This is a genomic window from Aeromonas sp. s13 (assembly GCF_040907905.1).
GTDB lineage: Bacteria > Pseudomonadota > Gammaproteobacteria > Enterobacterales > Aeromonadaceae > Aeromonas > Aeromonas veronii.
The window spans coordinates 12,215-25,600 of sequence record NZ_JBFOCS010000088.1 but is presented as its reverse complement, the minus strand read 5'-3'; the positions used below and the strand labels follow the sequence as shown (position 1 = coordinate 25,600).

10 protein-coding genes are annotated in these 13,386 nt (G+C 57.0%); 6 read left to right on the top strand and 4 right to left on the bottom strand.

All coding sequences use genetic code 11. The features are described from left to right. Positions 1-8: 8 nt before the first annotated feature. A complete protein-coding gene (locus tag AB5Y82_RS20260) occupies positions 9-443 on the bottom strand; it encodes a YccF domain-containing protein (RefSeq protein ID WP_005336982.1) in 435 nt (144 codons plus the stop codon). Between the two features lie 441 nt (positions 444-884). On the opposite strand from AB5Y82_RS20260, the gene tig reads away from it, so the two are divergent. From tig to ppiD, 6 genes are all read left to right on the top strand, one after another. Beyond that, positions 885-2,195: a trigger factor gene (tig, locus tag AB5Y82_RS20255; protein WP_005345092.1), complete on the top strand. Its 1,311-nt coding sequence runs from the start codon at positions 885-887 to the stop codon at positions 2,193-2,195. A gap of 86 nt (positions 2,196-2,281) precedes the next feature. Next, positions 2,282-2,905, top strand: a complete 624-nt coding sequence (clpP, locus tag AB5Y82_RS20250; RefSeq protein ID WP_005336979.1) for an ATP-dependent Clp endopeptidase proteolytic subunit ClpP — start codon at positions 2,282-2,284, stop codon at positions 2,903-2,905. 70 nt (positions 2,906-2,975) lie between these two features. After that, positions 2,976-4,250 carry an ATP-dependent protease ATP-binding subunit ClpX gene (gene clpX / locus AB5Y82_RS20245; protein ID WP_005336977.1) on the top strand — a complete coding sequence of 425 codons (1,275 nt, stop codon included), beginning with the start codon at positions 2,976-2,978 and terminating at the stop codon, positions 4,248-4,250. A gap of 141 nt (positions 4,251-4,391) precedes the next feature. Beyond that, positions 4,392-6,746: an endopeptidase La gene (gene lon / locus AB5Y82_RS20240; RefSeq protein WP_005336976.1), complete on the top strand. Its 2,355-nt coding sequence runs from the start codon at positions 4,392-4,394 to the stop codon at positions 6,744-6,746. 240 nt (positions 6,747-6,986) lie between these two features. After that, complete coding sequence (gene hupB, locus AB5Y82_RS20235) at positions 6,987-7,259, top strand: nucleoid-associated protein HU-beta (RefSeq protein WP_005315375.1); 273 nt, start codon at positions 6,987-6,989, stop codon at positions 7,257-7,259. A gap of 150 nt (positions 7,260-7,409) precedes the next feature. Next, positions 7,410-9,323, top strand: coding sequence for a peptidylprolyl isomerase (gene ppiD, locus AB5Y82_RS20230; RefSeq protein WP_368174442.1), 1,914 nt, complete (start codon positions 7,410-7,412; stop codon positions 9,321-9,323). A gap of 273 nt (positions 9,324-9,596) precedes the next feature. On the opposite strand, the gene AB5Y82_RS20225 is transcribed toward ppiD, so the two are convergent. The 3 genes from AB5Y82_RS20225 to AB5Y82_RS20215 all read right to left on the bottom strand — a co-directional run bounded on the left by AB5Y82_RS20225 (position 9,597) and on the right by AB5Y82_RS20215 (position 13,332). Then, positions 9,597-11,189 carry an ABC-F family ATPase gene (locus tag AB5Y82_RS20225; protein ID WP_005336974.1) on the bottom strand — a complete coding sequence of 531 codons (1,593 nt, stop codon included), beginning with the start codon at positions 11,187-11,189 and terminating at the stop codon, positions 9,597-9,599. A 167-nt stretch (positions 11,190-11,356) separates the two neighbouring features. Further along, entirely contained in the window at positions 11,357-13,009 is a 1,653-nt protein-coding gene (locus AB5Y82_RS20220) for a cation acetate symporter (protein ID WP_111900658.1), read from the bottom strand. An 11-nt stretch (positions 13,010-13,020) separates the two neighbouring features. Further along, positions 13,021-13,332 carry a DUF485 domain-containing protein gene (locus AB5Y82_RS20215; RefSeq protein WP_005336970.1) on the bottom strand — a complete coding sequence of 104 codons (312 nt, stop codon included), beginning with the start codon at positions 13,330-13,332 and terminating at the stop codon, positions 13,021-13,023. Positions 13,333-13,386: the final 54 nt, after the last annotated feature.

Here is a 13,386-nt window from a genome sequence, read left to right as displayed (position 1 = left end):
TCCCGTGTTTAGCGGATATAGCGGCCCGATTCCGCCTCCTGATTGGTCACAATCATCTGGCCAATGGGCGCCAGGCTGATCAGCGCCAGCTTGAGGTGCTGGATACCGAACGGGATACCGATAATGGTCACAAAGCAGGCCAGTGCGGAAGCGATGTGGCCGATGGCCAGCCAGACACCGATCAGCACGAACCAGAGGATATTGCCAATCAGTCCCAGCGTGCCGGTGCCGATATCGCTCTGGCCGGTCATGGTCTTGCGATTGACCGCCTGCTTGCCAAACGGGAAGAAGGTAAAGGTGCCGATCACGAAGCAGGCACGTCCCCAGGGGATGCCGACCAGCGAGATAAAGCAGACAAGACCGGCCAGCCACCAGGCCAGGCCCATAAAGACACCTCCCAGTACAAACCAGAGCAGATTGAACAAGAAGCGGAAAAAGGCCATGTGAGTGACTCCAGATCATCAATTTGGTTGCCACCATAACGAGGGAGGGGTAGGGACGCAATGGTTGATTGGTCCAATCGCCATTTGGCTGGTCAAATTGAGTCGCCGCCCGCAACGGTGGGCTGTTTTTCGGCGAAAGATGGGTAATAAAGCGGCGTTCGGATGAAAAAAGGTGAGCAAACGCAAAATTATTGCCATCGGATAGTTGAAGTCGGGCACCTCTCTCCCCATATAAAGGGCAGTTTTGCACGAATTGTGCTTGCACGCCGCTCAATGTGGGGGATGTGTGGCTCGACTCGACCAAAGTGCGCCGCTATAATGCCGCGTCATATTTTCTCATCACAAAGACATATCGTTGTCTTTATAAACAGGAAGACTCCGGGCTTTGCCTAGGGGCAATAAAGGGTCAGCACACAGTGCTGAGTTGAACGAGGTAGAAGAATGCAAGTTTCTGTAGAGACAACCCAGGGTCTGGAACGCCGTCTTACCATCACTGTACCGGCCGCTACCGTAGACGCCGCTGTGCGTAAAGAATTGAATGGCCTGGCCAAAACTCGTCGCATCGACGGTTTCCGTCCTGGCAAGGCTCCGGTTGCCATCATCAAGAAGATGTTCGGCGCCATGGCTCACGCCCGCGTTGCTGATGAAATGATGCAGAGCAACTTCATCAAAGCCATCATCGAAAACAAACTGAGCCCGGCCGGTGCCCCGACCATGGATCCGAAAGAGATCAAAGAAGGTCAGGATTTCGAATTCACCGCCACTTTCGAAGTGTATCCGGAGTTCGAAGTTGCAGGTCTCGAGACCATCAAGGTCGAGAAGCCGGTTGCGACCGTGAAGGATGAAGATCTGGCCAACATGATCGACACCCTGCGCAAGCAGCACGCTACCTGGGCTGATGCCGATGTTGCCGCTGCCAATGGCATGCGTGTGACCATGGACTTCGTCGGTTCCATCGACGGTGAAGAGTTCGACGGCGGCAAAGCTGAAGGCTTCAACCTGGTGCTGGGCGCTGGCCGCATGATCCCTGGCTTCGAAGACGCCATCCTGGGCAAGAAAGCAGGCGACGAGTTCACCATCGAAGTGACCTTCCCGGCTGACTACCACGCTGAAAACCTGAAAGGCAAAGAAGCCAAGTTCGCTTCCAAGCTGATCAAGGTTGAAGAGCAGATCCTGCCTGAGCTGACCGAAGAGTTCGTGAAGCGTTTCGGTATCGAAAGCGGTTCTGTTGAAGAGCTGAAAGCCGAAGTGCGCAAGAACATGGAGCGCGAACTGGCTCAAGCCCTGAAAAACAGCGTGAAAGAGCAGGTTCTGAACGGTCTGGTTGAAGCCAACCAAATCGACCTGCCGAAAGCAGCTGTTGCTCAAGAGATCGACGCACTGCGTCAGCAGGCTCTGCAGCGCTTCGGTGGTTTCCAGGGCGGTAACGCTCCCGAGCTGCCGGCTGAACTGTTCCAGGCTCAAGCCGAGCGTCGTGTACGCGTAGGCCTGCTGCTGGGTGACGTGATCCGCACCAACGAGATCAAGGCTGACGATGCCCGTGTAAACAGCATCATCGAGTCCATGGCGACTGCCTACGAAGATCCGAAGGAAGTGATCGAGTACTATCAGAAGAACGAACAGATGCTGAACGGCGTTCGTAACCTGGCAGTAGAAGATCAAGCCATCGACCTGATCCTGTCCAAAGCGCAAGTGACCGAAAAAGAAGTTGCCTTTGACGAAGTGATCAACAAGTCTGGCGCCGCTGCCTAAGAACATTTGACTTAAGGTCAAGACTGTTAAGTATAATGGCTCGTGTGATCTCCACTCGGGCCATTTTATTTTAGGGACAATGCCTTATGTACAAGAACTATAACGATATGACCGATTCTCCCAGCAATGCGCTGGTCCCCATCGTGGTCGAACAGACTGCCAAGGGTGAACGTTCCTACGATATTTACTCCCGTCTGCTGAAAGAGCGGGTGATCTTCCTGACTGGTCAGGTTGAAGATCACATGGCCAATCTGGTGGTTGCCCAGTTGCTGTTCCTCGAATCCGAGAATCCGGACAAGGACATCTATATCTACATCAACTCGCCGGGTGGTTCGGTGACTGCGGGCATGTCCATCTATGACACCATGCAGTTCATCAAGCCGGATGTCAGCACCGTCTGCATGGGGCAGGCCTGCTCCATGGGTGCCTTCCTGCTGGCTGGCGGCGCCAAGGGCAAGCGTTTCTGCCTGCCTAACGCCCGCGTGATGATCCACCAGCCGCTGGGTGGCTTCCAGGGTCAGGCATCTGATATCCAGATCCACGCTCAGGAGATCCTGAAAATTAAAAATACCCTGAACGAACGCCTGGCGTTCCACACCGGTCAGGACATGGCTACCATCGAGCGTGACACCGATCGTGACAACTTCATGTCCGCCGAGCAGGCCGTGGCCTATGGTCTGGTCGACGGTGTCCTGAGCCAGCGTAGCTGAGCAGGGTGTCCCGGTCTGTTGTAAACTCAACAGGCCGATCCATCCTCTATTGATAAAACGAGGTTGCTGAATGACAGAGAAACGCAAGGGTGAGGGTGATAAGCTGCTCTACTGCTCTTTTTGCGGCAAAAGCCAGCATGAAGTGCGCAAGCTGATCGCTGGCCCTTCCGTCTACATATGTGATGAGTGCGTCGAGCTGTGCAACGATATCATCCGCGAAGAGATCCGCGAGATCTCTCCCAAGCGCGATGGTAACGAGCTGCCGACCCCTCATCAGATCCGCGCTCATCTCGATGACTATGTGATCGGGCAGGAGTACGCCAAGAAGGTGTTGGCCGTTGCCGTCTACAACCACTACAAGCGTCTGCGCAACAGCGGCGAAAACAGTGGTGTGGAGCTCGGCAAATCCAACATCCTGCTGATTGGCCCGACCGGTAGCGGTAAAACCCTGCTGGCCGAGACTCTGGCTCGTCTGCTGGATGTGCCGTTCACCATGGCCGATGCGACCACCCTGACCGAAGCTGGTTATGTGGGCGAGGATGTGGAGAACATCATCCAGAAGCTGCTGCAAAAGTGCGACTACGACGTGGAGAAGGCCCAGCGTGGCATCGTCTATATCGACGAGATCGACAAGATCTCCCGCAAGTCGGACAACCCCTCCATCACCCGCGATGTCTCCGGGGAAGGGGTACAGCAGGCACTGCTCAAGCTGATCGAAGGGACCATCGCTTCCGTGCCGCCGCAAGGTGGTCGCAAGCATCCGCAGCAGGAGTTCTTGCAGGTTGATACCTCCAAGATCCTCTTCATCTGTGGCGGTGCCTTTGCTGGTCTGGACAAGGTGATCGAGCAGCGTTCCGTGAAGGGAACCGGTATCGGTTTTGGCGCCGAGGTGAAATCCAAGGATGCCAAGGCCACCCTGAGCGAGACCTTCGCCAAGGTAGAGCCGGAAGATCTGATCAAGTATGGTCTGATCCCCGAGTTCATCGGCCGTCTGCCGGTGGTCGCGACCCTGACCGAGCTGGACGAGTCTGCCCTTATCCAGATCCTGAAAGAGCCGAAAAACGCGCTGACCAAACAGTACGCTGCGTTGTTCGATCTGGAAGGGGTTGAACTGGAGTTTCGTGACGATGCGCTCAACGCCATTGCCCGCAAGGCGATGGAGCGTAAAACCGGTGCTCGTGGTCTGCGTTCCATTGTGGAAGCCGTTCTGCTGGATACCATGTATGACCTGCCTTCTCTGGAAGGGGTCAGCAAGGTGGTGATCGACGAGACCGTGATCAAAGGGGACTCTGCGCCCTTGATGATCTACGAGAATCCCGAGACTCAGGCTGCTGCATCAGAGTAAATGTCTGATTTTTAATCAAATGGAAGGGGCTTTTTGCCCCTTTCATGCTTTTTACGGTTTCGGCGATTGAATCTCATCTCAGCGCCCCCATATACTCAGCCAAGCGCTTTGCCAACGGTATAACAAGCCGAGAGGACATATATGAACCTAGAGCGTTCAGAACGCATCGAGATTCCCGTCCTGCCTCTTCGTGACGTGGTGGTTTATCCCCACATGGTCATTCCACTCTTTGTGGGGCGGGAAAAATCCATTCGCTGTCTGGAAGCGGCCATGGAGCAGGACAAGAAAGTTCTGCTGGTGGCTCAGAAGGATGCGTCAACCGATGAGCCAACGGTGGAGGAGATCTTCACCGTCGGGACAGTGGCCAATATTCTGCAGATGCTCAAGCTGCCGGACGGCACCGTCAAGGTGCTGGTAGAGGGTGGGCAGCGTGCCCGCCTGGAGCGGATGATCGACGACAAGGATTTCTTTGTCTGCGAGGCCCAGTACATCCCCTCCCAAGCCATTGAGGAGAAGGATCAGGAAGTGCTGGTTCGCTCCGCCATCGGCCAGTTTGAAGGCTATATCAAGCTCAACAAGAAGATCCCGCCCGAGGTACTGACCTCGATCTCGGCGATCGACGATGCTGCGCGTCTGGCTGACACCATGGCGGCCCACATGCCGCTCAAGCTGGAAGACAAGCAGAAGGTGCTGGAGATCGTCTCGGTCTCCGAGCGCATCGAATTCCTGATGGCGATGATGGAGTCGGAAATTGACCTGCTGCAGGTCGAGAAGCGCATCCGTACTCGCGTCAAGAAGCAGATGGAAAAGAGCCAGCGCGAGTATTATCTCAACGAGCAGATGAAGGCCATCCAGAAAGAGCTGGGTGAGCTGGAAGATAGCCCGGATGAGTTTGAAGCCCTCAATCGCAAGATTGAAGAGGCTGGCATGCCGGAAGATGCCCGTGAAAAGGCCCAGGCCGAGCTTGCCAAGCTGAAGATGATGTCTCCTATGTCCGCCGAGGCTACCGTGGTGCGCAGCTATGTGGACTGGATGGTACAGGTGCCGTGGAAGGCGCGCTCCAAGGTCAAGAAAGATCTTGGCAAGGCGCAAGAGGTGCTGGATGCCGATCACTATGGCCTCGAGAAGGTCAAGGATCGCATCCTCGAATATCTGGCGGTGCAGGCGCGGGTGAACAAGCTCAAGGGCCCCATCCTTTGTCTGGTTGGCCCTCCCGGTGTGGGCAAGACCTCGCTGGGCCAGTCCATCGCCAAGGCGACCGGTCGCAAATATGTGCGGATGGCCCTCGGTGGGGTACGTGATGAAGCGGAGATCCGCGGTCACCGTCGCACCTACATCGGTTCCATGCCCGGCAAGCTCATTCAGAAGATGGCGAAAGTTGGTGTGAAGAACCCGCTGTTCCTGCTCGACGAGATCGACAAGATGAGCTCGGACATGCGTGGCGATCCCGCATCCGCCTTGCTGGAAGTGCTCGATCCCGAGCAGAATAACAGCTTCAACGATCACTACCTGGAAGTGGATTATGACCTGTCGGACGTGATGTTCGTGGCCACCTCCAACTCCATGAACATCCCGGGTCCCTTGCTGGACCGGATGGAAGTGATCCGTCTCTCCGGTTACACCGAAGATGAGAAGCTCAACATTGCCAAGCAGCATCTGGTTGCCAAGCAGATCCAGCGCAACGGCCTGAAGGAGTCCGAGATCACCATCGAAGATTCTGCCCTGGTCGGGGTGATCCGCTACTACACCCGCGAGGCGGGTGTGCGGAGTCTGGAGCGCGAGATCTCCAAGATTTGTCGCAAGGCGGTCAAGCGCATCCTGCTGGACAAGAGCATCAAGCACGTTCAGGTCAATCAGGAGAACCTCAAGGAGTTCCTCGGGGTGCAGCGTTTCGATTACGGCAAGGCCACCGACCAGAACCAGGTGGGTCAGGTGTGTGGTCTGGCGTGGACCGAAGTGGGGGGCGATCTGCTCACCATCGAGACCACCAACATGCCGGGCAAGGGCAAGCTCACTTATACCGGTTCTCTCGGTGACGTGATGCAGGAGTCCATCCAGGCGGCCATGACGGTGGTACGGGCCCGTGCCGAGAAGCTGCGCATCAATGCCGACTTCTACGAGAAGCGCGATATCCACGTGCACGTACCGGAAGGGGCAACCCCGAAAGATGGTCCGAGCGCCGGTATCGCCATGTGTACCGCCCTGGTCTCCAGCTTGACCGGTAATCCGGTTCGTGCTGATGTGGCGATGACAGGGGAGATCACCTTGCGCGGCGAAGTGCTGCCCATCGGTGGTCTCAAGGAGAAGTTGCTGGCAGCCCATCGTGGCGGCATCAAGCGAGTGCTTATTCCGAAAGAGAACGAGCGTGACCTTGAGGAGATCCCGGCAAACGTCAAACAAGACCTTGAAATTTATCCGGTTCGCTGGATTGACGAGGTGCTGGAATTGGCGTTGCAGGACAATCCACAGGGGTTTGAGCGCGTTTCTGTCGTGTAAATGTTGATGCGCCGCAAATTTGGCGCATTCGGCGGGTGGTTAAGGCTTGCATGCGCCCGATAACGGAAGTAGCCTTGACCACCGATCGGGTACTCGTGATGAGTCGCAATGCGTTGTGTGGCGCGGGTTTGCGCCAGATTGTCACTTGCAACTGATCAGGAGGCTTGCTATAAAACCTCCACTTGTTGTGGCCAGGGAAATCAGCGCCGCAGCGGTGTTTGATAAAAGGGGAATATAAGAGTGAATAAATCTCAACTGATTGACAAGATTGCAGACGGTGCCGATATCTCCAAAGCTGCCGCTGGCCGTGCGTTGGATGCCTTCATTGATGCTGTTGGTGAAGCGCTGAAAGAGGGTGACCAGGTTGCTCTGGTTGGTTTCGGTACTTTCGCTGTACGCGAGCGTGCTGCCCGTTCAGGCCGTAACCCGCAGACTGGCGCGACCATCGAAATCGCTGCTGGTAAAGTTCCTGCCTTCAAAGCCGGTAAGGCCCTGAAAGACGCTGTTAACTAAGTCGGTCGCTGATATCCGTCGGCTACCGTCCTTGGTCGCAGACCAGACAAGTTAGAGAGTCTTCTCTCATACTGATTGACCAAGGCGCATCGCAATCGGTGCGCCTTTTTATTGTTTACGCCCATCGAGTTCGGGAGCATAAGTACAAACATGATGTTGGATAAACTACGCGAAGGGGCGCAGGGCAAGGTAGCCAAGGTTATCTTGGGCCTGATCATCCTCTCCTTTGCCTTGGCTGGTGTAGGTAGTTACCTGAACGGCCCGGCCCGTACCGCCCCCGCCACCGTCAATGGCACCGAGATCAGTGCTGCGGCACTGGAAAATGCCTACCGTAACGAGCGCGCCCGCATGGAATCCCAGATGGGAGAGGCATTCAGCCAGCTGGCCGCGAACCCCGATTACATGAAACAGTTCCGCCGCGGCGTTCTGGATCGGCTGATCGACCAGGCACTGCTGGACAGCAAGGCCCGTGAACTGGGTCTGCGCATCAGCGATGAACAGATCAAGCAAGCCATCGTGGCCATGCCGGAGTTTGCCGAGAATGGCAAGTTCAACAATGACCGCTATCTGCAGCTGATCCGTCGTGCCGGCATGACTCCTGAAATGTTCCGTGACTCCCTGCGTCAGGACATGGTGCGTCAACAGTTGATGAGCGCTCTGCTGGGCACCGAATTCTCCCTCAAGGGTGAAGCGGAGCAGCTCGACAAGCTCTACAACCAGACTCGCGATCTGCGTCTGGTGCGTCTGGCTGCCGCCAACTACATGGCTGACGTTCAGGTCTCCGACAACGAGCTGGAGCAGTACTACAAGACCAATGGCGCCCGTTTCATGAACGACGAGCAGGTCAAGGTCGACTATCTGCTGCTGGACGCCGCCAACCTCGCCAAGGATATCAAGGTCACCGAGCAGGATGCCCAGGATTACTACGATCAGCACCAGGATCTGTTCCAGCGTGCCGAGCGTCGCCACGTGGCTCACATCCTGATCCCGTTTGGCAAGGACGAGAAAGCGGCCGAGCAGAAAGCAGAAGCCGTGCTGGCCAAAGCCAAGGCGGGTGATGATTTCGCTGCGCTGGCCAAGGCTGACTCTTCCGATACCTTCTCTGCCAAAAAAGGCGGCGAGCTGGACTGGTTCGAGAAAGGGGTGATGGATCCGGCCTTCGAGAAAGCCGCGTTCGCCCTGAACAAGGCTGGCGATCTCTCCGGCGTGGTGAAGAGCCCGTTCGGTTTCCACATCATCAAGCTGCTGGGGGTTGAAGCAGCCCAGACCAAGCCGTTTGCCGATGTGAAAGAAGAGACCATCACTCGTCTGCAAGCTGACAAGGCCAAGGAGAAATTCTTCGCCGAGCAGCAGAAGATGGCTGACAACAGCTTCGAAAACCCGGACTCGCTGGATCTGACCGCTGATGCCATGGGGATGAAGGTTCAATCTTCCGATTTCTTCACCCAGGCGACTGCTCCGGCTCCGCTGAACGATCCCAAGGTGCTCTCCGTGGCGTTCTCCGAACAGCTGCGCGATGACAACACCAACTCCGACGTGATCGAGCTGGCTGACGGCAAGGCGCTGGTGCTGCACATCACTGGTCACAAGCCCAAAGCGGTCAAGCCGCTGGCCGAGGTGAAAGAGCAGGTGATTGCCGCCATCAAGCATGACAAGGCTAGCGAAGTGGCCCGTGGTAAGGCCCAGGGCCTGCTGGACAAGCTGAAAGTCGGTGAGAGCATCACCGCCGATCTGACTGCACTCGGTCTGAAAGTGGAGACCCACAAAGGGGTTGCCCGCTTCGATCGCGAGCTGGATCAGAACCTGATTGCCCAGGCGTTCACGCTGCCCCATCCGATCGACGGCAAGCCCAGCGTGGCTCTGGTTGCCGAGACCAAAGGTGACCGCGTTGTGGTTGCGCTGGACAAGGTCAACGTCCCTGCCGCCGCATCCGGCATGGCCGCCATGCTGCAAGCTCAGCTGGGTCAGGGCAAAGCTCAGGTGGATTACAAGTCTCTGATCGACGAGTTGCGCAAAGCAGCCAAGATCGAGTACTTCACCAGTGTAGAAGCGACCGTCGAGTAATCGGCACTGCGCAATCCATTGAAAACGGCTCCTTGATGGAGCCGTTTTTTTATCTGTGGGCAAAAGAGGGGGATACTCAAGCTCTGCTATCTGCTATCTGCTATCTGCTATCTGCTATCTGCTATCTGCTATCTGCTATCTGCTATCTGCTATCTGCTCTGTGGCGTGTAGTCACACCACTGTTATACGCCATCTCAGTCGTCTAAATACGGGATATAAAAAAACCGGCACCTGAGTGCCGGTTTTGCATTGCGCACTTGCGCAGGAGTGGGGTTATACCACGCCCTGGGTGCGCAGGTAATCCTCGTAGGTGCCGCCGAAGTCGCGGATACCATCTTCGCTCAGCTCCAGAATGCGGGTCGCCAGAGAGGAGACGAATTCGCGGTCGTGGGAGACGAAGATCAGGGTGCCCTTGTACATCTCGAGTGCCAGGTTCAAGGATTCGATAGATTCCATGTCCAGGTGGTTGGTCGGCTCATCCATGATCAGGATGTTGGGGCGCTGCATCATCAGCTTGCCAAACAGCATGCGGCCCTGTTCACCACCGGAGAGCACCTTGACCGGCTTCTTGATGTCGTCCTGGGAGAAGAGCAGACGACCCAATACGGAGCGCACAGCCTGCTCGTCTTCGTTATCCTGTTTCCACTGGGCCATCCAGTCGAACACGTTGAGGTCGGTGTCGAAATCTTCGGCGTGATCCTGGGCGTAGTAACCGATCTGGGCGTTCTCGGACCACTTGATGGTACCGGTATCCGGTGCCAGATCCCCGACCAGCGTCTTGATCAGAGTCGATTTACCGATACCGTTGGTACCCAGAATGGCGACCTTCTCACCCACTTCCAGCATCATGTTGAGGCCCTTGAACAGGGGCGCCTCGCCATAACCTTTGGACAGGCCTTCGATCTCCAGAATGTTGCGGTAGAGCTTCTTCTCCTGCTCGAAGCGGATGAAGGGGTTCTGACGGCTGGAGACCTTCACTTCCTCAATCTTGATCTTGTCGATCTGCTTGAGGCGGGAGGTCGCCTGGCTGGACTTGGAGGCGTTGGCACTGAAACGGGAGACGAAGGATTGCAGATCGGCGATCTGGGCCTTCTTCTTGGCGTTGTCGGCCAGCAGACGCTCGCGCGCCTGAGTGGCGGCCAGCATGTAGTCATCGTAGTTGCCCGGATAGACGCGCAGCTCACCGTAGTCCAGATCCGCCATGTGGGTACAGACGGAGTTAAGGAAGTGACGGTCGTGAGAGATGATGATCATGGTGCTTTCACGTTCGTTGAGCACCTGTTCCAGCCAGCGAATGGTGTTGATATCCAGGTTGTTGGTCGGTTCGTCCAGCAACAGGATGTCGGGGTTGGAGAACAGCGCCTGTGCCAGCAGCACCCGCAGTTTCCAGCCCGGGGCCACTTCGCTCATCGGGCCGTTGTGTTGCTCGATGGGAATACCGGCACCTAGCAGCAGTTCGCCTGCGCGAGATTCGGCGGTATAGCCGTCATACTCGGCGACCAGACCTTCCAGCTCGGCGGCCTTCATGTAGTCGTCGTCGGTGGCTTCGAGGTTGGCGTAGATGGCATCGCGCTCGGCGATGGCCGCCCACAGCTCGGTGTGACCCATCATGACCACGTCCAGTACGCGCATATCTTCGTAGGCGAACTGATCCTGACGCAGCTTACCGATGCGCTCGTTGACGTCCAGGCTCACATTACCGCCAGTGGGCTCCAGATCACCGCCGAGGATCTTCATGAAGGTGGACTTGCCACAGCCGTTGGCGCCGATAAGGCCATAGCGGTTGCCGCCGCCAAACTTGACGTTGATGTTCTCAAACAGCGGCTTGGCGCCGAACTGCATGGTGATGTTGTTGCTACTTAACAAGGTATGTGTCCCGATTGGTCTGTCAAATGGCGCGCATTATGGCACAGATCCCCCGAAAGTTTTAGCGAGAAGTGTGATCTTGATCGGGGCAAGCGGGGCGTGCAGACGATTGATGGGCAATAAAAAAAGCCGGCACGAGGCCGGCTTGGAAGGATGAGCTTGATCTGTTAGTGGGAAGTGGCGCCAGAGGCACCCAGCCCGGTCTGGGAGCGAACGAACTGCGGCAGGAACTTGGCGTGTTCGTCGGCGGCGTTCTGGGAGCTGTCAGTGATGGAGAAGAACCAGATCCCGACGAAGGCCAACCCCATGGAGAAGAGGGCAGGGTATTCGTAGGGGAAGATGGCCTGGGCATGGCCCAGCACTTTCACCCACACGGTCGGGCCCAGTATCATCAGGGTCACTGCGCTCACCAGCCCCAGCCAGCCACCGTAGACTGCGCCACGGGTGGTCAGGCGTGACCAGAACATGGAGAGGAACAGCACCGGGAAGTTGCAGCTGGCGGCGATGGAGAAGGCCAGACCCACCATGAAGGCGATGTTCTGCTTCTCGAACAGGATCCCCAGACCAATGGCAACCACGCCCAGCACCAGAGTCGTCATCTTGGAGACGCGCAGTTCATCGGTCTCGTTGGCCTTGCCCTTCTTCAACACGCTGGCATAGAGGTCATGGGAGACCGCAGAGGCACCGGCCAGGGTCAATCCGGCAACTACCGCCAGAATGGTGGCAAATGCCACGGCGGAGATGAAGCCGAGGAACAGGCTGCCACCGACCGCATTGGCCAGATGGACTGCCGCCATGTTGGTGCCGCCCAGCAGGGCGCCGGTGGCGTCCTTGAAGGCCGGGTTGGTGCTCACCAGCAAGATGGCGCCAAAGCCGATGATGAAGGTGAGGATGTAGAAGTAGCCGATAAAGCCGGTGGCGTAGAACACCGATTTACGCGCCTCTTTGGCATCGCTCACGGTGAAGAAACGCATCAGGATATGGGGGAGACCGGCGGTACCGAACATCAATGCCAGACCGAGCGAGATAGCGGAGATGGGGTCAGCAACCAGGCCACCCGGGCTCATGATGGCGATCCCTTTCTCGTGCACCTTGACCGCTTCGCTGAACAGGGCACCGATATCGAAGTTGACCGATTTCATGACCATGATGGCCATGAAGCTGGCACCGGAGAGCAGCATCACAGCCTTGATGATCTGCACCCAAGTAGTGGCCAGCATGCCGCCAAACAGCACGTAGAGCACCATCAGGATACCGACCAGCACCACGGCCACATGGTATTGCAGGCCAAACAGCAGCTCGATCAGTTTGCCGGCACCGACCATCTGGGCAATCAGGTAGAGGGCGACCACCACCAGCGAACCGCAGGCGGAGAGGGTGCGTACTTCAGTCTGTTTGAGACGATAGGAGGCGACATCGGCGAAGGTGTATTTGCCGAGGTTGCGCAGCCGCTCGGCGATCAGGAACAGGATGATGGGCCAGCCCACCAGAAAGCCGATGGAGTAAATCAGGCCATCATAGCCGGAGGTGTAGACCAGCGCGGAGATCCCGAGGAAGGAGGCGGCGGACATATAGTCACCGGCGATGGCCAGACCGTTCTGGAAGCCGGTGATACGGCCACCGGCGGCATAGTAGTCAGAAGCCGAGCGGTTGCGCTTGGAGGCCCAGTAGGTGATGAACAGGGTAGCGGCCACAAAGACCACGAACATCACGATGGCCGACACATTGAGGGGTTGGCGTTGTACTTCGCCGGTCAGCGCATCCGCTGCCAGCAGGGGGGAGGAGGCCAGTGAGGTCAACAGCAGCCACTTGCCTTTCATGCTTTTTGCGCTCATGACTGCACTCCCTTGAGGATCTTCTGATTGAGCTCGTCAAACTCGCCGTTGGCCCGAAACACATAGATGCCGGTCAACACGAAGGAGGAGAGGATCAGTCCCACCCCGACCGGAATGCCACGGGTGACGGTGGTACTGTCGCTGAGCGGGGTGCCCAGCCAACCGGGGGCAAAGGCGATGAGCAGAATAAACGCCAGGTAGAGTCCCAGCATCAGAGCCGAGAGGGCCCAGGCAAAACGCTGGCGCTTGGCGACCAGCTCCTGGAAGTTGGGATCTTGCTGGATCCTCAGATAGCTTTGCTGTTCCATTGCAGTTCTCCATGACATGAGTGTCAGCGGTGGATGGGGTAACCCCGACGAGCA